General features: G+C 70.4%; 22 protein-coding genes. 12 read left to right on the plus strand and 10 right to left on the minus strand.

Annotation, left to right across the window (positions count from 1 at the left end; all coding sequences use genetic code 11):
- Window positions 1-15 precede the first annotated feature (15 nt).
- From RISW2_RS10835 to RISW2_RS10870, 8 genes are all read right to left on the minus strand, one after another.
- A complete protein-coding gene (locus RISW2_RS10835) occupies window positions 16-1,041 on the minus strand; it encodes an ABC transporter permease (RefSeq protein WP_043770457.1) in 1,026 nt (341 codons plus the stop codon).
- A complete protein-coding gene (locus RISW2_RS10840; protein ID WP_043770461.1) occupies window positions 1,031-2,533 on the minus strand; it encodes a sugar ABC transporter ATP-binding protein in 1,503 nt (500 codons plus the stop codon). Before RISW2_RS10840 ends, RISW2_RS10835 begins: the two co-directional genes overlap by 11 nt.
- A gap of 67 nt (window positions 2,534-2,600) precedes the next feature.
- Entirely contained in the window at window positions 2,601-3,677 is a 1,077-nt protein-coding gene (gene torT, locus RISW2_RS10845; protein WP_043770465.1) for a TMAO reductase system periplasmic protein TorT, read from the minus strand.
- Between the two features lie 65 nt (window positions 3,678-3,742).
- On the minus strand, window positions 3,743-4,711 hold the full coding sequence (locus RISW2_RS10850) for a 5-oxoprolinase subunit C family protein (protein ID WP_043770470.1): 969 nt from the start codon (window positions 4,709-4,711) through the stop codon (window positions 3,743-3,745).
- Complete coding sequence (locus RISW2_RS10855) at window positions 4,701-5,576, minus strand: 5-oxoprolinase subunit B family protein (protein WP_043770473.1); 876 nt, start codon at window positions 5,574-5,576, stop codon at window positions 4,701-4,703. Before RISW2_RS10855 ends, RISW2_RS10850 begins: the two co-directional genes overlap by 11 nt.
- A complete protein-coding gene (locus RISW2_RS10860) occupies window positions 5,573-6,955 on the minus strand; it encodes an acetyl-CoA carboxylase biotin carboxylase subunit (RefSeq protein ID WP_043770477.1) in 1,383 nt (460 codons plus the stop codon). The genes RISW2_RS10855 and RISW2_RS10860 overlap by 4 nt, the downstream gene beginning before the upstream one ends.
- Before the next feature lie 2 nt (window positions 6,956-6,957).
- Entirely contained in the window at window positions 6,958-7,194 is a 237-nt protein-coding gene (locus tag RISW2_RS10865; protein WP_043770482.1) for an acetyl-CoA carboxylase, read from the minus strand.
- 16 nt (window positions 7,195-7,210) lie between these two features.
- The gene (locus tag RISW2_RS10870) at window positions 7,211-7,993 is read right to left on the minus strand and encodes a 5-oxoprolinase subunit PxpA (protein WP_043770484.1); all 783 of its coding nucleotides are present in this window, start codon (window positions 7,991-7,993) and stop codon (window positions 7,211-7,213) included.
- Window positions 7,994-8,224: 231 nt separating this feature from the next.
- Here RISW2_RS10870 and RISW2_RS10875 point away from each other — a divergent pair, with 231 nt between their 5' ends.
- Complete coding sequence (locus RISW2_RS10875; protein WP_043770487.1) at window positions 8,225-9,133, plus strand: LysR family transcriptional regulator; 909 nt, start codon at window positions 8,225-8,227, stop codon at window positions 9,131-9,133.
- A 20-nt stretch (window positions 9,134-9,153) separates the two neighbouring features.
- Here the strand turns inward: RISW2_RS10875 and RISW2_RS10880 are convergent, their stop codons facing one another.
- Window positions 9,154-10,062 (minus strand): LysR family transcriptional regulator, encoded by a 909-nt coding sequence (locus RISW2_RS10880; protein WP_043770491.1) that lies wholly within the window; start codon window positions 10,060-10,062, stop codon window positions 9,154-9,156.
- A gap of 233 nt (window positions 10,063-10,295) precedes the next feature.
- Here RISW2_RS10880 and RISW2_RS10885 point away from each other — a divergent pair, with 233 nt between their 5' ends.
- From RISW2_RS10885 to otsB, 3 genes are all read left to right on the plus strand, one after another.
- On the plus strand, window positions 10,296-11,414 hold the full coding sequence (locus tag RISW2_RS10885) for a cache domain-containing protein (RefSeq protein ID WP_043770495.1): 1,119 nt from the start codon (window positions 10,296-10,298) through the stop codon (window positions 11,412-11,414).
- 191 nt (window positions 11,415-11,605) lie between these two features.
- Window positions 11,606-12,490 (plus strand): formyltetrahydrofolate deformylase, encoded by an 885-nt coding sequence (purU, locus tag RISW2_RS10890; protein ID WP_043770500.1) that lies wholly within the window; start codon window positions 11,606-11,608, stop codon window positions 12,488-12,490.
- A gap of 114 nt (window positions 12,491-12,604) precedes the next feature.
- The gene (gene otsB, locus RISW2_RS10895) at window positions 12,605-13,345 is read left to right on the plus strand and encodes a trehalose-phosphatase (RefSeq protein WP_043770503.1); all 741 of its coding nucleotides are present in this window, start codon (window positions 12,605-12,607) and stop codon (window positions 13,343-13,345) included.
- On the opposite strand, the gene RISW2_RS10900 is transcribed toward otsB, so the two are convergent.
- Complete coding sequence (locus tag RISW2_RS10900) at window positions 13,326-14,090, minus strand: Crp/Fnr family transcriptional regulator (protein ID WP_051491941.1); 765 nt, start codon at window positions 14,088-14,090, stop codon at window positions 13,326-13,328. The two genes, otsB and RISW2_RS10900, sit on opposite strands and share 20 nt — an antisense overlap.
- Window positions 14,091-14,304: 214 nt before the next feature.
- Here RISW2_RS10900 and RISW2_RS10905 point away from each other — a divergent pair, with 214 nt between their 5' ends.
- The 8 genes from RISW2_RS10905 to RISW2_RS10940 form a co-directional block, all read left to right on the plus strand.
- Entirely contained in the window at window positions 14,305-15,735 is a 1,431-nt protein-coding gene (locus RISW2_RS10905) for an alpha,alpha-trehalose-phosphate synthase (UDP-forming) (protein WP_084615340.1), read from the plus strand.
- Complete coding sequence (locus tag RISW2_RS10910) at window positions 15,735-16,454, plus strand: PIG-L deacetylase family protein (protein ID WP_043770508.1); 720 nt, start codon at window positions 15,735-15,737, stop codon at window positions 16,452-16,454. The genes RISW2_RS10905 and RISW2_RS10910 overlap by 1 nt, the downstream gene beginning before the upstream one ends.
- Before the next feature lie 81 nt (window positions 16,455-16,535).
- The gene (locus RISW2_RS10915) at window positions 16,536-16,883 is read left to right on the plus strand and encodes an SPW repeat domain-containing protein (RefSeq protein WP_043770513.1); all 348 of its coding nucleotides are present in this window, start codon (window positions 16,536-16,538) and stop codon (window positions 16,881-16,883) included.
- A 275-nt stretch (window positions 16,884-17,158) separates the two neighbouring features.
- On the plus strand, window positions 17,159-17,983 hold the full coding sequence (locus RISW2_RS10920) for a manganese catalase family protein (protein ID WP_043770516.1): 825 nt from the start codon (window positions 17,159-17,161) through the stop codon (window positions 17,981-17,983).
- A 105-nt stretch (window positions 17,984-18,088) separates the two neighbouring features.
- The gene (locus RISW2_RS10925) at window positions 18,089-18,616 is read left to right on the plus strand and encodes a hypothetical protein (protein ID WP_051491942.1); all 528 of its coding nucleotides are present in this window, start codon (window positions 18,089-18,091) and stop codon (window positions 18,614-18,616) included.
- Entirely contained in the window at window positions 18,616-19,062 is a 447-nt protein-coding gene (locus RISW2_RS10930; RefSeq protein ID WP_084615341.1) for a phage holin family protein, read from the plus strand. Before RISW2_RS10925 ends, RISW2_RS10930 begins: the two co-directional genes overlap by 1 nt.
- Entirely contained in the window at window positions 19,055-20,092 is a 1,038-nt protein-coding gene (locus tag RISW2_RS23495) for a DUF3618 domain-containing protein (protein WP_051491943.1), read from the plus strand. Before RISW2_RS10930 ends, RISW2_RS23495 begins: the two co-directional genes overlap by 8 nt.
- Before the next feature lie 125 nt (window positions 20,093-20,217).
- The coding region (locus RISW2_RS10940) for a heavy metal translocating P-type ATPase (protein ID WP_043770519.1) at window positions 20,218-22,394 on the plus strand (2,177 nt) is incomplete at its 3' end.

Here is a 22,394-nt window from a genome sequence, read left to right on the forward strand (position 1 = left end):
TCCCGGCCTGCGTCCTCAGGCGCCGCGCAGGATCATCCGGTATCGCATCTGGTCGAAGATCACCGCGAGGATCAGGAGCGCGCCCAGCAGAACCATCTGCATGTACGAGGAGACCTGTGCAAGGTTCATCCCGTTCTGCACGAGCACGATGAAGAACGCGCCGAGGACCACGTTCTCGACCCGGCCGATGCCGCCGCGGAGCGACACGCCGGCGATGACGCAGGCCGCGATGCTCTCGAGCGCGATCGTCCCGCCGAGATTGGCCTCGCCGGATTCCACGCGCGCGGTCAGCAGGATGCCCGTCAGCGAGGCGATGAGCGCGCAGAGCGTGTAGGCGATCATCAGCGTGCGCTTGGTGTCGATGGCCGACAGGTGGGCCGCCTTGATGTTGCCGCCGACAGCGTAGATCTGCGTGCCGAGCCGCGTACGGGCCATGAGCACCCACATCACGGCGATGCAGGCGAGCGCGATCAGCACCGGCACGGGCACGCCCCAGAGCCGCCCGAAGCCGAAGATGTTGCCGAACTCGAAGGGCAGGCCCGACACCGGCACGCCGCCGGTGAGGAACAGCGCGAGCCCCGCGCCCACGGACGACACGCCCAGCGTCATGATGAAGGGCGAGACCTCGAAATACGCGACGCCCACGCCGTTCACGAGCCCGAGGAGCAGCGCCGCCCCAAACCCCGCGGCCATGCCGATCAGGATCGCGAGGAAGACCGCGTCGGGAAAGAGGCCGCTCGCCCAGACCATCGCCAGCGCCGAGACGACCGAGGTCAGCGCGATGGCCGTGCCCACGGACAGGTCGAACCCGCCGGTGACGAGCGCCAGCATCTGCCCCATGGAGACGAGGACGAGGTAGACCGACTGCCGCGCCACGTTGACGAGGTTCTGCCCGGTCAGGAAGTTCGCGGAGAGCGCCGAGAAGATCGCGATGGCGCCCACCAGGAAGAAGGGCAGGACGCCGAGGCGCAGGAAGACGCGGCGCAGGATCGCCCCCGCGCCCCGCGGGCCTTGGTCGGTGCGGGCGGTGTCAGCTGGCATGGGATCGGTCCCCGTCCTCGAAGAAATGGCGCAGGATTGTGTCCTCGGCGATCTCGTCGCCGCTCAGTTCGGCGGTCACGCGCCCGCCCGCCATCACCATCAGGCGATGCGAGAGGTTCATGACCTCGGGCAGGTCCGACGAGATGACGACGACGGCGCGGCCCGCCTCGGCCAGGTCCTTGACCAGCCGGTAGAGCGCGGCGCGGGTGCCCACGTCGACGCCCACCGTCGGCTCGTCGAGGATGTAGATGTCGGCCGGCTGGCCGAAGCACTTGCCGAACAGGACCTTCTGCTGGTTGCCGCCCGACAGCTGCGTGACGTAGCGCGGGCGGTAGGCTTGCGGCAGCTCGACCCGGTCGGCGGTGGCGTCCACGTCGCGGCGCACCGCGCGCCAGTCGACCAGCGCGCCGCCGCGGCCCATCACCACGTTGAGTGCGAGGTTGTCGGCGGCGGACCGCACGAGGTCGAGCCCCTCGCCCTTGCGGTCGGGCGAGAGGTAGTAGAGCCCCCGCGCGATCAGGTCGCGCGTGGGCGCGCGGGTGACGTCCTCGCCGGCCAGTTCGAGCCGACCGCCGAGCCGCGGCAGAAGGCCCATCGCGGCCCGGAAGAGCCGCGACTTGCCGCAGCCCACGAGCCCCGCGACGCCCAGCACCTCGCCGGCGCGCAGCTCGAAGGATACCGGGCTCAGCCCCGGCGCGCGCAGCGCCTCGGCGCGCATCAGGACCTCGCCCGGGCGCCGCGCGATGGCGGGATAAATCTCGGACATGGCGCGGCCGGTCATCATCTCGACCAGCCGGTCCTCGTCGGTGTCGGCCATGGCGACGGTGCCGATCTTCGCCCCGTCGCGCAGGACCGTGACGCGGTCGGCGATGCGACGGAATTCCTGGATGCGGTGCGAGATGTAGACGATGCCGGTGCCGCGCGCCTTCTGCCCCGCGAGATAGGCGAACAGGTGGTCGACCTCGCGATCGGTCAGCGACGCGGTCGGCTCGTCGAGGATCAGGACCCGCGCGTCGCCATGATGCGCCTTGGCGATCTCTACCATCTGCTGCTGCGCCCGCGACAGGCCCGCCACCATGGCGCGCGGGTCGATGTCGAAGTCGAGCTCGGCGAAGATGGCCGCGGCCTGCCGGCGCATGGCGCGATGGTCGACGAAGGGGCCCCGCAGCGGTTCGCGCCCGAGAAAGATGTTCTCGGCCACGCTCAGCGTGGGGATCAGAGAGAATTCCTGGAAGACCGTGTAGATGCCGGCCGCCTGGGCGTCGGCGACGGAGGCGAAGCGGACCTCGCGCCCGTCCATGCGGACGCTGCCCGCGCTCGGGACATTGGCGCCCGCGAGCATGGAGATGAGCGTCGACTTGCCCGCGCCGTTCTCGCCGAAGAGCACGTGCACCTCGCCGCGCGCGAGGTCGAAGTCGACAGCGTCGAGAGCGCGCACGCCGGGATAGTCCCGGGTCAGGCCGCGCGTGGTCAGGAGCGGTTCGGGTGACATGGTGCAGACGCGCCGGAACGCGCGGCCTTCGGGGTGCGAAGGGTCGCGGGCTCCGGCGCTCTCCCTCTCAGCCGGCGTCGACCGAGAAGACCGGGCGGAAGTTCTCGGGCGGCAGGATGTCCTCGCGCGAGACCTCGCCGAGATTGTCCTGGTTCACCACGAAGATCTTCGGCCCCACATGCTTGATGTAGTCCTGCTCCTCGAGGATGCGCACCGCCTGGTCGACGGCGATGCGGCCCTGGATCACCATGGAATCCGCGGGCGCCGCCTCGATGAAGCCGCGTTCGATCCCCTCGTAGACGCCGGGCGTCATGTAGAAGGCGAGGATGCCGATCTGGTCGGTCAGCCCGCGCGAGCGCAGGAGACCCTGCGCCGCCTCGGCGGTCACCGCCGTCCCGGCGAGGTAGTCGACCTCGGGGTTCGCCTGCAGCACGTCCTCGACGAGCTTCAGCTGTGCCTCCTTGCCGGTGTCGCCGTAGCGCGGCTCGAGCACCTCGACCGCCGATCCTTCGATCGCCTCCATGAAGCCCTGGTGCGCGGCCTCGACCCAGCCCGCGCCCGCGGGACCGGGGAACCAGCCGACCTGCACCGGATCGCTGCCGGCCGGGTGCTTCCCGGCGAGGTAGCGCCCGGTCTCGGCGCCCATCGTGTGGAAGGACACGAGCGATTTCGCGGCGATCTGGTCCGAAGACACGCCGTTGATGACATCGATCACCGGCGTCCCGCCACCCGCGACCTCGCCGATCACCGAGTTGAGCCCGTCGAACGAGATCGCGCCGATGATCACCGCGTCGGCACCCGAGGCCACGCAGTCCTCGATCTGGCTGATCTGGGTGGCGAGCTCGGTATAGCCGCCGGCCTCGACCACGTTCAGGTTCACGCCGAGCCGCTTCGCCTCTTCCACGACGCCGTAATCGACGCCGAGCCAATAGGCGTCCTTCATGTGCGGGAAGGACACGCAGATGTTCCACGGCTGGCTCGCGCTTTCGAGCGGCTCGTAGGTCACGGCCGAAACCGTGCCATCGGCGGCGAAGGCGGGCGTCACCTCCTCGGCCTCGTAGGGATACCAGGCGTCCTGCGCCAGCGCCGCGAAGGGCAGGGCGGTGAGGACCGCGGCGAGCGCGGTCGTTCCTCTGTAGGTCATGGTCGTCTCTCCTGTCGGTGTGGTGGCCGGGTTGTCCCGGCTCGGTCTCACGGGGTGCGGCGCGCTCAGGCGAGCGCGCCGCGGATCTTGTCGAGCATGGCGACCTGGTCGCGCCGGGCCGCGAGCGCCTCCTCCATGTCCACGCGCACGAAGCGCACGGGCGTGTTGGGCTGCAGCTGGCCGATCAGGTCCATGTCGGCCGAGATGACGGCGCCGAGCGTGAAGTATCCGCCGCCCGACACCGCATCGCGGTGCAGAACGATGGGCTCGGTCCCGCCGGGAACCTGGATCGAGCCGTAGGAATAGCAGCCGTCCACGATGTTCGAGGGATCGGCACCCGCGCCGAAGGGCTGTTCACGCTCCACGAACTCGAGCGGCCGTCCACCCTTGAAGCGGTAGCCCATGCGGTCTGCTTCGGCCGCCACTGTCCATTCGTCGGCGAAGAAGCTTTCCTGCGCGGCCTCGGTGATGCGGTGCCAGTAGAGGCCCGGCAGCACCCGCAGCTCGGCCGGGCGGCCCGGCATGCGGCGCAGCTCCGGCGCGACGGTGCGCCCCGCCTTGCCCGTGCCCTGGCCCACCGGCAGCACGTCGCCCGCGGCGACCGCACGGCCCTCGATCCCGCCGAGCGCGCCGATCGGGTAGGTCGCGCGCGAGCCGAGGTCGGGCGGCGTGTCGATGCCGCCCGCGACGGCGATGTAGAGCCGCGCGCCCTCGGTCAGGAAGCCGAACTTGAGCGTCTGGCCCTTCTTCACCTCGAACGAGGTCCAGCCGTCGACCGCCGCGCCGTCGAGCGTCATCGGCATGGTCGCGCCCGCGACCGCGACGACCATGTCCGCGCCGAAGCGGATCTCGGGGCCCATGAACACCGCCTCGAGGCAGGCCGCGTCCTCGGGATTGCCCACGAGCAGGTTCGCCGCGCGCAGGCTCAGCCGGTCCATGGCGCCGCCCTCGGGGATACCGAGGTGGAAATAGCCGGGACGGCCCAGGTCCTGGATCGTGGTCGAGAGGCCGGGGGATACGATCTCAAGCGTCATCGAGCGCCTCCATCAGCTTCTTGTTCGTGTCCGCCATGTCCGCGTTGAACTCGGCGAGGTCGAATGTCACCTCGGCGGTCCGGGGCGACCAGGTGTTCGCCTCGACCTCGGCGGTGATGCGGTCGTACTCGGCGCGGTCGATCGGTTTCCACTTCACGATGTCGCCCGGACGGAAGAACACCATGAAATCGCGCAGGTAGGACGTCTGCTGCCGCGGGTCGTAGATCGGCATCGGCGTGATGCCGAACATCTGGTAGCCGCCCGCCCCGCGCACGGAATAGACGCAGGAGAAGCAGCCGCCGTATCCCACCGTCAGCTTCGGCGTGTCGGTGCGGGGCCGGACGTATTTCGGCACCTCGATCTGCTTCTCGCGCTCGACGAGCTGGTAAAGGAACGGCAGGCCCGACACGAAGCCCACCATCGACACGAACCACGGCGCGGAATGGTGCGCCTCGATGAAGGCGTCGACGCTGTCGTAGCCGTTGATCCGCGCCGCGTAGTCGAGATCGGTGCCCTGCGGGTCCTGGTGCCGCTCGCGGAAACGCATGAGCGTCTCGTGCGTCCAGGGATCGCGGTAGAACACCGGCACCTCGACGATGCGCGTGGTCATGCGCTTCTCGGCGTCCTCGGCCTTGGCCTCGAGCTCCTGGATGCGCTTCAGCATCTCGTCGGGATGCGTCACGTCGGGATCGAAGCGCACCTGGAAAGACGCGTTCGCCGGGCAGATCTCGGTCACCCCGGGGATCTTCGCATCCCGGACCGCGTTGCTCATGGACAGGGACTTGAAGAACGCGTCGAGCGACATCTCCTCGTCCATCTCGACGTAGATGTGCTCGTCCCCTCCGAACGTATACCGTGTCTTCACGATGCACCTCCTGTTGTCTGCGTTTCGAGCCCGCCGCCCGCGAGCCACGGTTCGAGCCATTGGGTGTGGAATGCGCCGGCCCGCACGTCCGCATCGGCCGCGAGCGCGAGGTGCAGCGGCACGGTCGTCCGGATGCCGTCGACCCGCAGCGCCTCGAGCGCCGTCTCGAGGCGCGCGATGGCGGCGGCACGGTCGGGCGCGTGCACGATGAGCTTGCCGACCAGGGAGTCGTAGAAGGGCGGAATCTGGTAGCCCTCGTAGAGGAAGTGGTCGAACCGCACGCCCTCGCCCTCGGGCACCGAGAGGCCGGTCACCTCTCCGGGGGAGGGGAGGAACTGCATCGCCGGATCCTCGGCGTTGATGCGCACCTCGATGGCGTGACCGGACAGGCGGATGTCCTCCTGGGCCACGGACAGGGGCGCGCCCGCGGCGACCGAGATCATCTCGGCCACGAGGTCGATGCCCGTCACCATCTCGGTCACCGGGTGCTCGACCTGGATGCGGGTGTTCATCTCGATGAAGAAGAACTGCCCCGAGGATTCCTCGTAGAGATATTCGAGCGTGCCCGCGCCGCGATAGCCCACCGCCTCGGCCAGCTGCACCGCCGACGCGCAGAGCCTGTCGCGGGTGGCGGCGTCGAGGCAGGTCGCCGGTGCCTCCTCCCAGACCTTCTGGCGGCGGCGCTGGAGCGAGCATTCCCGTTCGAAGCAGTGCACCGCGCGGGTGCCGTCGCCGAGGATCTGCACCTCGATGTGCCGCGGATCCTTCACCGCGCGCTCGACGTAGAGCCCGCCGTCGCCGAACGCGGCCTGTGCCTCGGCCTGGGCCTGGGGCGCGAGCTTGCGCAGGGACGCCTCGTCCTCGGCCACGCGGATGCCGCGGCCGCCGCCGCCCGCCGCGGCCTTGATCATGACCGGGTAGCCCACGTCGGCCGCGACCTGCACCGCCGCGTCGACGCCCTCGACCCGGCCCTTCGATCCCGGGACCACCGGCACGCCGGCCGCCTTGGCGGCGCTGCGTGCGGCGACCTTGTCGCCCATCCGCTCGATCGTGTCCGCGGAGGGTCCGACGAAGATCAGCCCCGCCTCCTCGACCGCCCGGGCAAAGCGCGGGCTCTCCGAGAGAAAGCCGTAGCCCGGGTGCACCGCGTCGGCGCCCGACTCGACCGCGGCCCGCACCACGCGGTCGACGTTCAGGTAGCTCTCCTTGGCCGGGGCTGGGCCGATCTCGACCGCGCTGTCGGCGAGCCGCACGGCCAGCATGTCGCGGTCCGCCTCGGAATGGGCCTGGACCGTCTCGATCCCGAGCGACTGCGCCGCACGGACGATCCGGACGGCGATCTCGCCGCGATTGGCGATGAAGAGCTTCCGGATCGCCATGGTCAGGCGTCGATCTCGGCCAGGACCGCGCCCGCCGTCACGGGCGACTCGTTGTCGGCGACGTAACCCTTGAAGGTACCGGCCGCCTCGGCCTTGACCTCGATGAAGGTCTTCATGACCTCGACGAGGCCGATCGTCTCGCCCGCCGCGACCGCGTCGCCCGCGGCCTTGTAGGGGTCCTGGTCGGGGGCCGGGCGGTGGTAGAACGTGCCCGGAACGGGGGCCTGGATCTCTGCCATGATGTCTCCTGTCGGTTCAGTTCGTGCGCTCGAGCACCGTGAGGGCGGGCGCGATGGTGATGCCGTTCTCGGTCAGCGCGCTGCGGATGGCGCGGCCGATCTCGACGGCGCCGGGCGTGTCCGAGTGGAAGCAGATGGATTCGAAAGCGATGTCGATGTCCTGCCCGCTTTCGGTGGTGACGCGGCCCTCGCGGCAGGCACGCAGGCATTTCTCGGCGACCGCCTGCGGATCGGGACGCGCGACCTTGCGCTTGAACACGATGGCGCCGTCGTCGCCGTAATCGCGGTCGGCGTAGAATTCGCGCACCACCGGCAGACCGTGACGGCGCGCGACCTCGTACGTGCGCGAGACGCCCATGCAGAACAGGATCGGGTCGCCGCCCACCTCCTGCAGCGCCTCGACGATCTTCGAGGACAGCTCCTCGTTCTTCGCGGCCTCCATGTAGAGCGCGCCATGCGGCTTCACGTGCTGCAGTGCGATGCCGTGCCGGCGGCCGAACTCGCGGATCGCGCCCACCTGGTACAGGATGTCGTTGACCAGCTCGTCGGCGGGCGCCGCGATGTTGCGCCGCCCGAACCCCTGCAGGTCGCGGTAGCCCGGATGCGCGCCGAGCCCGACGCCGTGGCTCTGGGCGAGCTTGACCACGCGGTTCATGGAATTCGGATCGCCCGCATGGAACCCGGCAGCGATGTTCGCGGACGAGATGATCTCCATCAGATCCTCGTCCGGCGCATCGCCGAGCACCCAGTGCCCAAAGCCTTCGCCCATGTCGCAGTTCAGATCGACGATATCGCGCATCGCTTTCCTCTGCTCCCGTTGTCATGAAAGTGTCGAGGAAACCGGCATGCGATGTAAATTTCAGATTTTTGTGGCCTCGATATCGGAAAAATCGAACGAGGACTTGATCCCGAGGGGCGTTTAGGGTGGGATTCCGTGGCGTAAGGGCCGCGTTCGTCGGTCACGGACGGCCGGCATTCGGGTTTTCCGAACGCGGGCCGCAACCAAGCGCGAAAGGCAGAAGGCAGCGCGATGAACCTCAAGCACCTGAAGTACTTCGTTGCCACCGCCGAGAGCGGGCAGGTCAGCCGCGCCGCGACGGCGCTGTCGATCTCGCAATCCTCGGTGACGAGCGCGATCCGCGGGCTCGAGGAGGACCTCGGCGCGGAGCTGTTCCTGCGCTCGACCAGCGGGATGGAGCTGACCGATGCCGGCCGCGAGTTCCTGAACTCGGCGCGCGACATCCTCGACAAGCTGGCGCAGGCCCGCAGGCTGACGCCCCGGCCCGAATCCGTGGCCGGCACGATCTCGATCGCGGCCACCTACACGGTCATGGGCTATTTCCTGCCCTTCCACCTCGACCGGCTGGCGCAGCTCTATCCCGGGCTCGAGATCCGGCTGAGCGAGCTCAACCGGGAAAGCATCGAGGAGGGCCTGCTGTCCAACCGATTCGACATGGCGGTCCTGCTGACCTCGAACGTCGCCAATCCAGACCTCGACTGCACGACGCTGTTCCGCTCGACGCGACGGCTGTGGGTAGCGAACGACCATCCCTTCAACCGGCGCGGCAAGGCCACGTTCGAGGAGATCGCGCAGGAAAACTACATCATGCTGACCGTGGACGAGGCCGCGCACACCGCCATGCGCTACTGGAGCCTCACGGGGCTGAGCCCGAAGGTGCGGCTGCGCACCTCGTCGACCGAGGCGGTGCGGTCCATGGTGGCGAACGGCGAGGGCGTGACGATCCTGTCCGACATGGTCTACCGGCCCTGGTCGCTCGAGGGCAAGCGGATCGGGACGGTCGCGACCGACCGCGAAATCCCGACGATGAACGTGGGCCTCGCCTGGCGCAAGGGCATGGTCCCGACCGGCCCGCTCGCCACCTTCCACGACTATTTCCGGCAGTACTACCTGTCGCCGCAGGGCGCCGTTCCCGCCTGACCTTCCGGCGGTTCCGGGCCTCAGGTCCGCGCGTGGGCGAAGGCCGGGTCGGCGCGCAGGCGGTCCGTGATGAAATCGACGAAGGCGCGGACCTTTGCCGGGGTTGTGCGGTTGCCGGCATGCACCACCTGGACCGGCAGCGGCGCCTCCTCGTGGTCCTCGAGGGTCAGCTGCAGCCGTCCGTCCCGCAGCATCGGCGCCACCTGGTAGGACAGCACGCGCGTAAGCGCCCAGCCTTCGGCGGCAATGCCGATGGCCGCGCCGTTCGTGCTGCAGCGGATGCGGGGCTGGACGCGGACGCTGACCTTCTCCTTGCGGCCGAAACGCCATTCGACGGCGGAATAGGCGCTCGTCACGGCGACGATGCGATGCCGGCGCAGGTCGTCGGGAACCCCCGGCACGCCGTGTTCGCGGAAATAGGTGGGCGCCCCCACCACCACCTGCCGCACCGTGCCGATGGAGGCCGCGCGCAGGCTCGAATCGGGCATTCGACCGATCCGCAGCGCCACGTCGATCCCCTCGTCCGCCAAATTGGTCACCCGGTCGACCAGCAGCAGCTGCACGTCGACATCCGGGTACTGGTCGCAGAACGCGGTCACCAGCGGCGCCACGTAGATCTGCCCGAAGAGCACCGGCGCGGTGATTGTGAGCGTCCCGACCGGCCGCGCCCGCACGCCGGCCGCGGCCGCCTCGGCCTCGTCGATGTCGGCGAGGATGCGGTCGCATTCCGGCTCGAACCGGGCACCAGCCTCGGTGAGCCGCACCGTGCGCGTGGTGCGCACGAAAAGGTCCGCGCCGATGCGGCTTTCCAGCGCGGCGACGGTGCGCGTGACCGATGCCGCGCTCATGTCGAGCTTGCGCGCAGCGCCCGCGAAACTGCGTTCGCGCGCCACCTCGAGAAAGACCCGCATCGCGTGGACCCTGTCCATCGCTCACCTCGTCGCTCTGCATCCCTGGATTGCGGGGCGGACCTTCATCATACGCCGCCGGCCGTCACAAGGCCGGCCCTAAGGTCACCGCGGCGATGCGCGGAGCGGAGCCTACGGCGCGGCTCGCATCGCCTCATTTGAGCCACGATCGGTTTTTAACCAAGGCATCGGGTGGCAGTAAACCGCCTACGCCGCGTGTATTGCGGCGTGTCTCAGAACGGGAGTGTTGGGTAATGGAACGTAACCGCGCGCAGGGACCGAAGCTCGCCACGGTCCTCGTATGGTGCAACGCGCTGATCCTCGGCGCGGCACTGGTCGCCGGCTTCGTCTGGCTTCAGAGAAACGCGGACCGCCACCATGTGCAGGTCCAGGAAGCCGCCGCGCTGCGCGGCGCCGAGGCGCTGAGCCTCGCCTTTTCGGAAGCTGTCGAACGCGAATGGCAGAGCTTGCGGGCCATTGCCGGCACGCTCGGGGACGCCACCCCCGAAGTGACCCGCGCCTTCATCGACGCGGTGGGCAAGGCCAGCCCCGCGATCGCCTGGGTCGGGCTTGCCGATCCGTCCGGGCGCGTGATCGCCGGAACGGGCGGCGCAAACGAGGGTACCGACGTCTCGGGACGCCGCTGGCACCGCGAGGGCCTGCGCGGCGAAAGCTCGGGCAGCGTCTTTGCCGACACGTTCGACGGCGCGGATGCCGGCCAGGAATTCGTGAACCTGTCGATGCCCGTGCGCAATGCCGAGGGCGAGGTGACCGGGGTCGCGGTCTACCGCCTGCGGATGTCGTGGGTCGACGACTACCTCAGCATCGCCGCCGACTCGCTCGACCTCGACGCCTTTCTCCTCGGCCGCGACGGCACGGTCGTGGCCGGCACCGCAGACCGCTTCGGCGCGGACCTCACGCGGGAGGAGCTGCTGCAGGCCGGGCTCCAGCCGGTCCGCGGCACCGTGGTCGACGGCAACGAGGAGCGGGGCTTCGTGTCGGCCTCGCTCGGTCGCGTCGCCGGACCGCACGTCCCCGATTTCGGGTGGAGCCTGCTGGTGCGCGTGCCCTCGGATCCCGCGGGCCGACCCCTGATCTCGTGGGACGTGGTCGGCATCTCGACCGTCGCGCTGATGATGGTCGTGATCGTCGCGCTGATGTGGGCCCTCAACCGCCATTTCGTGCAGCCGATCGAGGAACTGGCCGACTGTGCAACGGCGCTCGGCGACGGCAAGCTCGTCTTCCCGCGCGAGCGCGGCGCCTCGACCGAGGCCGCGGTCCTGTCGCAGGCTCTGGCGCGGATCCAGACCATCCTGCAATCGGGCAGTTCCGCCGACGGATACGGCCGCGGCGAGGATGGCAGCGGCGCCTGAGGCGTCCTGACCCCCACCGGCATCGAAGGGACCCGCGGGCGATCCGCGGGTCCCTTTCATTCGCGGCGCCGAAGGTCGGACGCGAGCGTCAAACCGTCGCTTGCCACGCCTCGCGCGCCGGGACGGCCTGCCATATCGCGCAGGACCAGGCCGCGCGGACGCGGCGCCCGAACGCAACGAAAGAGAATGCCATGTCGAAACTCGTCCTGACCGTGCAGTGCAAGACCGCGGTCGGCCTCGTCGCCGCCATCTCGGGCTTCCTTGCCGAGAAGGGGTGCAACATCACCGACGCGGCGCAATACGACGACCAGGCGACCGGGCGCTTCTTCATCCGCGTTGTGGTCGAGGCTCCCGAGGGCGTGACCGCCGACGGCCTGCAGGACGAGTTCGCCCCCGTCGCCGAGCGTTTCGGCATGGAGGTGCAGACGATGCCCGAGGGGCGCCGCATGAAGACGCTCATCATGGTGTCGCGCTTCGGCCACTGTCTGAACGACCTTCTCTACCGCGCGCGCATCGGCGCGCTGCCGATCGAGGTCGTGGGCGTGATCTCGAACCACCTCGACTACCAGAAGCTCGTGGTGAACGCCGACATCCCGTTCCACCACATCCGGGTGACGAAGGAGAACAAGGCCGATGCCGAGGCGCGGCAGATGGCCGTGGTGGAGGAGACGGGCGCGGAACTGGTGGTGCTGGCGCGCTACATGCAGGTCCTGTCGGACGAGATGTGCCGCCGGATGTCGGGGCGGATCATCAACATCCACCATTCCTTCCTGCCCTCGTTCAAGGGCGCGAACCCCTACAAGCAGGCCTATGCAAGGGGGGTGAAGCTGATCGGCGCGACGTCGCACTACGTCACCGCCGATCTCGACGAGGGGCCGATCATCGAGCAGGACATCATCCGCGTCACCCACGGGCAGTCCGCCGACGACTTCGTGTCGCTCGGCCGCGAGGTCGAGGCGTCGGTTCTGGCGCGGGCGGTGCACGCTCATGCGGGACACCGCGTGTTCCTCAACGGCGACAAGACGGTGGTGTTTCCCGCCTCGCGCGGCGCCTACGCCTCCGAACGGATGGGCTGACGCCGGCTGTCCCGCGATTTACTTTGGTGAATTGCGGGATCGCCCCGCCGCTCCGGGGCGTTCCACGCGGGAACGGCGGCGCATGTCCGCCGGGGTTCAGCCCGCAGGGACAGCATGACCGACCATCCACCGACGATCGATCCGGCGCGACACGCGCTCTTCCTTGATTTCGACGGCACCCTCGCCCCCATCGTGGCCCGTCCCGAGGACGCGCGGATGCCGCCGCAGACCCGCGCGACGCTGGGCGCGCTCGCCCGGCGCATGGACGGCGCCGTTGCCATCGTCTCGGGCCGCGCGCTGGCCGATCTCGAGCCGCTTCTCGACGGGCTCGACGTGGCGCTGTCGGGCTCGCACGGCCACGAGATCCGCATGCCGGGCGAGGAGACGGGCGAGGTCCCGCCGCTGGCGGAGCCGCTGCGCGCGGCACTCGGCCACCTCGAAAGCCTGGCCCGGTCGCAGAACCTGCGGCTGGAGGTGAAGCCCGGCGCGATCACGCTGCATTATCGCGGGATGCCGCATCTCGAGGACATGGTGCGCGACGAGGTCCGCGAGACGGCCGAGGCACATGCCGGGCTGAAGCCCATGCACGGCAACATGGTGAGCGAGGTCGTGCTCGACGGCGTCGGAAAAGGGGCGGCGCTCCGCACCTTCCTGAGCCACGCGCCCTTCGCGGGGCGGCGGCCGGTGATGATCGGCGACGACGTCACGGACGAGGACGGGTTCCGCGCCGCGCACGCGCTCGGCGGCTTCGGCATCAAGATCGGGGTCGCCGAGACCGAGGCGGCGTTCCGGCTCGGGGACGTGCCGGCGCTGGCCGACTGGCTCTCGGCGCTCGCTACCCGGTCGCCGGGCTGAGGCCCGCGGCGCTCGGACGCGAGGTCTCGAGATAGCCCGGGTCGAAATGGGCCAGCGCACTCAGCGCCGGGAAATCCGGGATCTCCACCCGCTTGCGCTGCCAGACGATCAGCGATTGCGCGCGCAGTTCCTGGACCGCGCGGTTCACGTGCGTGCGCGACAGCCCGAAGAGCCGTTCGAAATCCTTCTGCTCGAGCGGCATGTCGAAGCCGTTGTCCTCGACGAAGCCGATGATGTCGTAGCGCACGTAGAGCTCGCACAGGAAATGCGCGATGCGCTGCTTGGCGCGCAGGGTCGCGCCCGCGGCCAGCCACACCCGGTGCACCTTGGCGTCGATCAGGGTCATCATCCACAGCAGCCGCGTCAGCCGCGGATGGTCGCGCATGACCCGGTGCAGCGCGTCCTTGGGCACGAACTGCACGCGGCACTCGCCCTGCGCCACCACCGAATGGTCCAGCCGTTCGAGCACCAGCGCGTGCAGGTCGACGAAATCGCCGGGGATCTGCACCGAGGACACGATGCCCTTGTCGGTGAAGGCGGGCTGAACGCGCAGTGCCATGCCCGAGACCACGATGCAGCTGTGATCGGGTGACGGCCCTTTCGGGATGATCGTCTCGCCGTGGGCGAAGCGTTCGCTGCGCACCGGCAGGTGGGCGAGGACCGCGGCCTCCCGTTCGTCGAGCGCGGCGCGGCGTCCGATCACCAGGGACAGCAGATGGGATGTCTTGGTCATGTTGTCGGCCATGGTCTGGTATCCCTCCGTGTCGATCGAGCCGGCAAAGACATGCCGATGCCACGGCGGACCGCAAGTCTTCGCCAGTTCCGCGATTGCGGTAAGTCAATCCAGTTTCATGTCGAGGAACGCGCAATTCCGGCAAGTCGTTGCATCGCCAAGTGGTCCGATCGCCAACGTCCGCTCGTTCCACGGGAAAATCTCTTGTTTCGGAAAGCCAAGTCCCATGCCTGGAAAACTCGTCGTCGTCTCGAACCGGATCCCCACGGGCGCTGCGCCGTCGGGCGGGCTGGTCGTGGCGGTCCACGACGCGCTGCGCGGAAGCGGCGGCCTGTGGGTCGGGGCCCATCCCGATCCCGCGGGCCCCGGTGACGACGGCCTGACCGAGATCGCGCGCGACAGCTACACCCGCTGCGCCTTTCACCTGACCGAGGAGGAATACGACAACTACTACCTCGGCTTCGCGAATTCCGTGCTCTGGCCCCTGTGCCACGGGCGCACCGACCTCGTGGAGATCGAGCGCCGCTACGAGGAAACCTATCTCGCGGTGAACCGCCGTGTCGCCCGCCTGCTGGCTGACCGCATCGGCGACGACGACCAGGTCTGGGTGCACGACTACCATTTCCTGCCGCTGGCGCAGGAGCTGCGCAGGCTCGGGGTGGTGGCGCGCATCGGCTTCTTCCTGCACATCCCGTTCCCGCCGCTCGGGGCGTTGTCGACGCTGCCGACGCCAGACGACTTCGCGGCCTGGCTGTCGGCCTTCGACCTGGTCGGCCTGCAGACGCGGGGCGATACGGCGCGCTGCCTCGAGATGTTCCGCTCCGACCCGCGGGCGGAGTTCATGCGTGACGGCACCGTCAAGTTCCGCGACCGGGTGGTGGCGGTGCGCTCCTTTCCCATCGGGATCGAGACCGACGCCTTCGCCGAGCTTGCCCGGGCGCCGGAGGAGCAGGCCGCGCTCGGGGCCGACATGGGCGAGAAGCTGGTGATCGGGGTCGACCGGCTCGACTATTCGAAGGGCCTGCCGAACCGGTTCCGCGCCTTCGGAGCCTTCCTCGACGACCGGGCGCCGGACGCGCCGCGCGCAAGCCTCCTGCAGATCGCGCCGCCCACGCGCGAGCGGGTCGCCGCCTACCGCGCGATCCGGACCGAACTCGAGGAGATCGCGGGCCGGCTGAACGGCGCGCATTCCGAACTCGACTGGACGCCCATCCGCTACATCCACCACGCCGTCGACCGGGCGGTGCTGGCGGGGCTCTACCGGCGGGCGGGCGCGTGTCTCGTCACCTCGCTGGCGGACGGGATGAACCTCGTGGCCAAGGAATACGTGGCCGCACAGGATCCCGAAGATCCGGGCGTGCTGATCCTGTCGCGCTTCGCGGGCGCTGCGGAGGACATGACCGAGGCCCTGCTTGTGAACCCCTACGACATCGGCGAGATGGCCACGGCCATCGCGACCGCGTTCGACATGCCCCTCGAGGAACGGCGCGCGCGCCACGCCGCCTGCCTCGAGGCGGTGCGCGAGACCGACGTGTCGGTCTGGGCGTCGAACTTCCTGTCGTGCCTCAGCACCTGCGTCCCGACGATGCGCATGCCCGAGCGCCGCGCGTCGGCGGGGCCGGAGATGACCCGTCCCGTCGAGAAGGAGCCCTCGTGATGCCCGATCCGGATACCGAAACCGATCCCTCGCAGACGATCGCGAGGCTCTTGAGCGACGGCCCCGTCCTCGTCCTGACGCCGCATCCCGACGACGAGGTCTTCGGCTGCGGGGCGCTCCTCTGGCATGCCTTCGCGCGGCATGGCGCGCAGGTGGTCTGCATGGCCGAGGCCGCGCATGCGGGGCGCCATGGCGGCCACCCGGCGGCACGGCGGGGCGAGCTCGAGCTTGCCATCGCGCATCTGGGCGGTCGGCCGCACGACATCACGTCGCTCAGGCTCGCACCCGGCTGGGCGGGCCAGCGCGACACCTTCCGCATGATCGCGACCCACGTGGGCGCCGTCGCCCGCGCGATCGGCGCCCGGCGCATCTTCGCCACCGCCCAGACCAGTGACAACGAAGACCACCGCGCCGTCGCAGAGATCGCCGGGATCGCGGCCGGGATGTTTGACCTCGACCTCTGGCATTACCCGGTCTGGGCCACGTGGCCCGACGATCACGGCGCCCGCGGAACGCTCTACCGGCTTCCGGTGGGCCGGGCGGCGGCGGCCAAGGCGCGGGCGCTCGCGGCCTTCCGCAGCCGCTTCGTCACCCGCGCCCATCCCGAATGCGCCCTGCCCGAGCTTCTGCCCAAGGCCTATCGCGACCGCTTCCTGAAGGGTGACGAGATGTTCTACCAGCCTCTGGGCGCGACCGTGCAACCCGACGAGATGGCATGACTTTTCCGGTCCGTGCCGGACCGGAACATTTGCGGGGAACGCCTGTTTGACGGGCTCACCGGCGGGACTGAAAGGACTGCCATGATCTCTGTGAATACCCATGCCGTGATCGACTACGTCGTCGGCGTTCTTCTGATCCTAGCGCCGTTCCTGCTCGGCTTCGCCAATGGCGGGGCGGCGATGTGGGTGCCGATCCTCCTCGGGGCCGGCATCCTGCTCTACAGCCTCGTGACGGCCTACCGCTATTCGGTGGCCAAGGTGATCCCGCTGTCGGTGCACCTCGGCCTCGACGCCGCGGGCGGCCTGCTCCTGCTGGTCTCCCCGTGGCTGTTTGGCTTTGCGCAGCTTGTGTGGTGGCCGCACGTGATCGTGGGGCTGGCCGAGCTGGGCGTCGTCATGATGACGCAGCGCAACCGCGCGGCGGCCTGACAGGTCCGGCGCGCGCTGGACGGGCAGGGGCGGGCGTCCCTGCCCGGCCTTCCCTCCCGACGCTTCCGCGATCCGCCGCCGACGGGCGGACCCCCGTGGCCTGCCGCGCGGAACATTCCGCGGCAGCCGCTGTTGCCGAGGGTCCGCGGGATCGGGGCGACCGGGCCCGCAGCGTCCGGCATCACCAGCCGCCCGGCCGGGGCGGCCGACACGGGGCAGGCCGACGGCCCGCCGCGCGAGACCAGAAACCTTCCGCTCCCGCAAGGAGAGACCCCATGTTCCATCATTCCTCGAAACTGCAGTACAAGGTCCGGGTCGACACGCCCGACCCGCAATTCGCGAAATACCTGCAGCAGGCCATCGGCGGCGTCGAGGGCGAGATCCGCGTCGCCATGCAATACTTCTTCCAGGCCATGGGCGCCCGGGGCGACCCGAAGTACCGCGACCTCCTGATGATGACCGCGACGGAAGAGCTGTCGCATATCGAGTTCCTGGGCCACGCCGTCGCCCTGAACCTCGAGGGCGCGCCGGTGACGGTCCAGGACGAGGCCGCCAAGGATCCCGTGGTCAACGCCATCATGGGCGGCGCCAACCCGCGCCACATCCTGTCCTCGGGCCTTTCCGCCATGCCGGTCAACGCCAATGGCGTCCCCTTCGACATGAGCCACGTCTACGCGACCGGCAACCTCGCCGCCGACATGATGGCCAACGTCACCGCGGAATCCGGCGGCCGGGTGCTTGCGAGCCGGCTCTACAACATGACCGACGACAGCGGCATGAAGGACATGCTGTCCTTCCTGATCGCGCGCGACACCATGCACCAGCAGCAGTGGGCCGCCGTGGTCGAGGAGCTGGGCGGCTGGACCGGCACGTTCCCGATCCCGAACTCGACGCCCGAGGCCCACGAGGCGACCGAGCATTCCTACTATTTCCTGAACACGTCGCTCGACGAGCCGACGCCCGAGGGCCGCTGGACCTCCGGCCCCTCGCTCGACGGGCGGTCCGAGTTCAGCGCCCGCGACAAGCCCGAACCGCTTGGCCAGAAGCCCGACCTCGGCAAGGCCAAGCCGCATTCGGGGGCGCAGCGCGAGCAGACCTGACGACGACCGGGGCCGCCGGGCGGGCGACGCCCTGCCCGGCGGGGACGGGGATGGCGGATCTCACCGGGGGGGAGCAGCCACATCACAACACGCGAGGAACGCGACATGTCAGACACACACGACACCACCCGCAACGCGGGGCGCGAGGCCGGAGAGGACGTCCGGCGATCCGCCGAGCGGCTCGGGCACGACGCCCGGTCGGCCGCAGAAGACGTCGGCCGGCGGGCACAGGACCAAGCGTTCCGCCAGATGGAAAGCGCCAAGGGCGGCATCGCCTCGGAACTGGCGGGGCTTGCGCGCGCGCTGCGTGCCGCCGCGGGCGAGCTCACGCCCGGGTCCATCCAGGAACGCGGCTTCGACCAGATGGCGGGCGGTCTCGACAGCGCGGCCGACACCGTGCGCGACCGCGACCTCGGACAGCTCGCCGACGACATCAGCGGAATGGCACGGCGCAACCCGATCGGCTTTCTCGGCGGTGCGGCGCTGCTCGGCTTTGCCGCCACGCGCTTTGCCAAGGCGTCGTCGCGCCATGGCGGCACCGTGGACGCGACCGTCGACGCCCCGAGCCACGCGGGCGCCACGACCGAACCGGCGACCGTCCCCGCCGAACCCAAGCGACCGGGAGATCTGTGATGACGACCACCGACAGCCATGCGACCGAGCCGGCCGGCGGACATGCCGGCACGCGCCGCCAGGTGCGCGATACCGGAAACCTGCTGAGCGAAGCTTTGTCCTACGTGATGGCGCTCATGCGCGGAGAGATCGACCTCTTCCGCGCCGAGATCGACCGCAACATGAAGAAGGCCGGCGCCGCGCTCGGGATGATCCTGGGCGGGCTCGTCCTGCTGCTTGTCTCGCTGAACGTGCTCGCGGCGGCGCTCGTGAACGCGATCGCGAAATGGGGACTCGGCCCCGGGTGGGCGGCGCTTCTCGTGGGCTTCGTGCTGCTCGTGATCGCGGGCATCCTCGTGAAGAGCGGACAGAGCACCCTGAAACTGGCCTCGCTCGCGCCGACGCGCACGCGCCGCAACGTGATGCGAGACGCCGAGACGATGAGAAAGGAAGTCGGACATGAGTGACACCCGCACCCCCGACGAGATCGAGCGCGAGCTGGAGCAGAACCGCGAGGGGCTGCGCGACACGCTCGGCGCCCTGCAGAACTCGTTCTCGGCCGAAAGCGTGTTCCGCAGCATCACCACCGATCTCGGGCGGCACGGCGACGCCTGGGGCCGCTCGGCCATGGACGCCGCGCGCGGCAACCCGCTGGCACTGGCGCTGACCGGCATCGGGCTCGGCTGGCTGATGTTCGGCAGCGGTCCATCGGCCGACCGGATCGACCGCGCGGCGCGCGAGGCCGGCGATTTCGGCCATCGCCGCTGGTCGCGGCACGAGGGCCGGGACGACGAGACGCGCATCGACCCGCGCGAGCCGGTCCATGGCGCGTCGGAGCCTGCCTGGATGCACGATCCCGACCCGATGCCGGCGGGCGATCCCGAGGTGGGCGGCGTCGGCGCCGCGACCACGGGCACCGGCAGCGACCACCGCCGCCACCGGGTCGAGGCCATGCGCGCTCGGCTCTCGCACGGGACCGAGCGCATGAACGCCTCGGCCCGCGAGCGTGTCATCGCAGCGCGCGAACGGGCCATGCGCGCCCGCGACCAGACCCGCCGGCAGGCCGGGCGCGGCGCGCAGCACGGCATGGATTTCTTCGAGGACCATCCGCTCGCGGCCGGCGCCATGGCGATCGCCGCCGGCGCGCTCATCGCGGGCACCCTGCGCCACACGGAGACCGAGGACCGCTACCTCGGGGGCGAGAGCGACAAGCTCATCGCCGATGCCGAACGCATCTTCCGCGAGGAAAGCGACAAGGCGATGAACGTCGCCGGGGCCGCCCTCGACGAGGCCTCGGCCGCCACCCGCGAGGCGCGCGAGGAGAGCGGCGCGACCGTGCGCCACCTCAAGGACGAGGCCGACCGCAGGACGAGCGGCGAGGGCTCGGCGGCGGACGCCGCGGTAGAGCGGACAGAGGACGCGGTGCGCCGCGTCGCCGATGCCGCGGGCCGCAAGGCCGAGGAAGAGAACCTCGGCCGGCGCGACCGCGACCGCTAGAGACCCCCGCGCCGCCGCCCGGCAGGTTTCCGGGCGGCGGCGAAATCGGTGCGCTTGGCGCTTGACCTTCCAGCAACTGGAAGACCTATCTGAAGGGTCGGACCAGCAGCCCCGGAGGGATCCCGATGCCCGCGCCAGCCGATCACCAGTTTTCCGTCGAGGGCCTGTCCTGCGCCGGGTGCGTCGGGCGGGCCGAACGCGCGCTCGCGGGCGTTCCGGGCGTCACCGCGGCCGAGGTCAACCTCGCCACGGGGCGCGCGCGGGTGCGCCACGACGGCGCCGATCCCGCCGCGTTGAGCCGCGCGCTCGACGACGCGGGCTATCCCGCGCGGCGCGCACGCGTCACGCTCGATCTGGCCTCCATGTCCTGCGCGTCCTGCGTCGGCCGGGTGGAACGGGCGCTGAAGGCCGTGCCGGGCGTCCTGTCGGCCGAGGTGAACCTCGCCACCGGCCGCGCCGAGGTCATGGTGATCGACGGCACGGTCACGCCGCAGGCGCTGGCCGCCGCCGCGCGCGGGGCGGGCTATCCCGCAAAGCTGCACGCCCCCGACGCGCCGCCCCGCGACGACGCCGCCGAGCAGGGCCGGGAGGTCGCCGCGCTGCGCCGCTCGGTGATCGTCGCGGCCGCGCTGGCCCTGCCGGTCTTCGTGGTCGAGATGGGAGGCCACGCGGTGCCGGCCTTCCACCACTGGCTGGTCGCCACCATGGGGCAGCAGGCGCTGTGGCTCCTCCAGTGGGTCCTGACGACCGCGGTGCTCGCGGGGCCGGGCCGGATGTTCTATGTCCGCGGCGTGCCGGCCCTGCTGAAGGGCGCGCCCGACATGAACGCGCTCGTGGCGCTCGGGACGGCGGCCGCCTACGGCTACTCGGTGATCGCGACCTTCCTGCCCGGGCTTCTGCCCGAGGCCGCACGCCACGTCTACTTCGAGGCGGCGGCGGTGATCGTCGTGCTGATCCTGCTCGGCCGGCTGCTCGAGGCGCGGGCGCGCGGACGCACCGGCGCGGCGATCCGCAGGCTCGCGGGCCTCAGGCCGCGCACGGCACGGGTGGTTCGCGACGGAGCCGCGCGCGTGGTCGCCATCGACACGATCGGCACCGGCGACACCGTCGAGGTCCGGCCGGGCGAACGCCTTCCGGTGGACGGCGTCGTGACGTCCGGCCTGTCCTACGTGGACGAATCCATGATCACCGGCGAACCCGTGCCGGTCGCCAAGCGCACCGGCGGCGCGGTTACCGGCGGCACGGTGAACGGCACCGGAGCGCTGACCATCCGCGCGACGGCGGTCGGCGCCGACACGGTGCTGAGCCAGATCATCCGCATGGTCGAGGACGCGCAGGGCGCGCGGCTGCCGATCCAGGACCTCGTCAACCGCATCACGCTATGGTTCGTGCCCGCAGTGCTGGCCGCCGCCGTGCTGACCGTGGCAGCCTGGATGCTGTTCGGGCCGGCACCGGCGCTGACCCACGCCCTTGTCGCGGGCGTCGCGGTCCTGATCGTGGCCTGCCCCTGTGCCATGGGCCTCGCGACGCCGACCTCGATCATGGTCGGCACCGGACGGGCGGCCGATCTCGGCGTCCTGTTCCGCCGGGGCGACGCGCTCCAGAAGCTGCGCGACGTGGACGTTGTCGCCTTCGACAAGACCGGCACGCTGACCGAGGGCCGCCCCACGCTCGCCCGGTTCGCCGCGGCACCGGGCCATGACCGCGCGGCGCTGCTCGCCGCCGTCGCAGGGGTCGAGGCGCGGTCCGAACATCCGGTCGCGCGCGCCATCGTCGCGGGCGCCGAGGCCGAGGGCCTCGTGCCCGCGCAGGCCGAGGCGGTCGAGGCGCTGCCGGGCATGGGCGTGCAGGCGTGCGTGGACGGGCACGATATCCTGATCGGTGCGGGCCGACTGATGGCGCGCGAGGGCCTGTCGGTCGCGGCCTTCGCGGACGAGGCCGGGCAGCGCGCGGCCGAGGGGCAGACGGTGCTCTACGTGGCACGGGACGGCGCGGTCGCGGCGGTCGTCGCCGTCGCCGACCCGGTCAAGAGCTCGGCGCGGGCGGCGGTCGAGGCGCTGCGCGCCGAGGGTCTGCGCGTCGCGATGATCACCGGCGACGGCACGGCGACGGCGCGGGCCGTGGCGCGCCGGCTCGGGATCGAGGACGTGGTGGCCGAGGTGATGCCCGACGGCAAGGTCGCGGCGCTCGCCCGGCTGCGCGGGTCTGGCCGCATCGCCTTCGTCGGCGACGGGATCAACGACGCGCCGGCACTGGCGGCGGCGGACGTGGGCATCGCGATCGGCACCGGCACCGACGTCGC

Source organism: Roseivivax isoporae LMG 25204 (assembly GCF_000521865.1).
Classification (GTDB): domain Bacteria; phylum Pseudomonadota; class Alphaproteobacteria; order Rhodobacterales; family Rhodobacteraceae; genus Roseivivax; species Roseivivax isoporae.

What these genes read in the sequence shown, in the direction of transcription:
- RISW2_RS10925 (WP_051491942.1), top strand. Translation starts at nt 18,089, where the DNA reads ATGTCAGACACACACGACACCACCCGCAACGCGGGGCGCGAGGCCGGA.
- RISW2_RS10840 (WP_043770461.1), bottom strand. Translation starts at nt 2,533, where the DNA reads ATGTCACCCGAACCGCTCCTGACCACGCGCGGCCTGACCCGGGACTAT.
- RISW2_RS10910 (WP_043770508.1), top strand. Translation starts at nt 15,735, where the DNA reads ATGCCCGATCCGGATACCGAAACCGATCCCTCGCAGACGATCGCGAGG.
- RISW2_RS10860 (WP_043770477.1), bottom strand. Translation starts at nt 6,955, where the DNA reads ATGGCGATCCGGAAGCTCTTCATCGCCAATCGCGGCGAGATCGCCGTC.
- RISW2_RS10885 (WP_043770495.1), top strand. Translation starts at nt 10,296, where the DNA reads ATGGAACGTAACCGCGCGCAGGGACCGAAGCTCGCCACGGTCCTCGTA.
- RISW2_RS10865 (WP_043770482.1), bottom strand. Translation starts at nt 7,194, where the DNA reads ATGGCAGAGATCCAGGCCCCCGTTCCGGGCACGTTCTACCACCGCCCG.
- RISW2_RS10880 (WP_043770491.1), bottom strand. Translation starts at nt 10,062, where the DNA reads ATGGACAGGGTCCACGCGATGCGGGTCTTTCTCGAGGTGGCGCGCGAA.
- RISW2_RS10850 (WP_043770470.1), bottom strand. Translation starts at nt 4,711, where the DNA reads ATGACGCTTGAGATCGTATCCCCCGGCCTCTCGACCACGATCCAGGAC.
- torT (WP_043770465.1), bottom strand. Translation starts at nt 3,677, where the DNA reads ATGACCTACAGAGGAACGACCGCGCTCGCCGCGGTCCTCACCGCCCTG.
- RISW2_RS10905 (WP_084615340.1), top strand. Translation starts at nt 14,305, where the DNA reads ATGCCTGGAAAACTCGTCGTCGTCTCGAACCGGATCCCCACGGGCGCT.
- RISW2_RS10930 (WP_084615341.1), top strand. Translation starts at nt 18,616, where the DNA reads ATGACGACCACCGACAGCCATGCGACCGAGCCGGCCGGCGGACATGCC.
- RISW2_RS10870 (WP_043770484.1), bottom strand. Translation starts at nt 7,993, where the DNA reads ATGCGCGATATCGTCGATCTGAACTGCGACATGGGCGAAGGCTTTGGG.
- RISW2_RS10875 (WP_043770487.1), top strand. Translation starts at nt 8,225, where the DNA reads ATGAACCTCAAGCACCTGAAGTACTTCGTTGCCACCGCCGAGAGCGGG.
- RISW2_RS10920 (WP_043770516.1), top strand. Translation starts at nt 17,159, where the DNA reads ATGTTCCATCATTCCTCGAAACTGCAGTACAAGGTCCGGGTCGACACG.
- RISW2_RS10915 (WP_043770513.1), top strand. Translation starts at nt 16,536, where the DNA reads ATGATCTCTGTGAATACCCATGCCGTGATCGACTACGTCGTCGGCGTT.
- otsB (WP_043770503.1), top strand. Translation starts at nt 12,605, where the DNA reads ATGACCGACCATCCACCGACGATCGATCCGGCGCGACACGCGCTCTTC.
- RISW2_RS10900 (WP_051491941.1), bottom strand. Translation starts at nt 14,090, where the DNA reads ATGGCCGACAACATGACCAAGACATCCCATCTGCTGTCCCTGGTGATC.
- purU (WP_043770500.1), top strand. Translation starts at nt 11,606, where the DNA reads ATGTCGAAACTCGTCCTGACCGTGCAGTGCAAGACCGCGGTCGGCCTC.
- RISW2_RS23495 (WP_051491943.1), top strand. Translation starts at nt 19,055, where the DNA reads ATGAGTGACACCCGCACCCCCGACGAGATCGAGCGCGAGCTGGAGCAG.
- RISW2_RS10835 (WP_043770457.1), bottom strand. Translation starts at nt 1,041, where the DNA reads ATGCCAGCTGACACCGCCCGCACCGACCAAGGCCCGCGGGGCGCGGGG.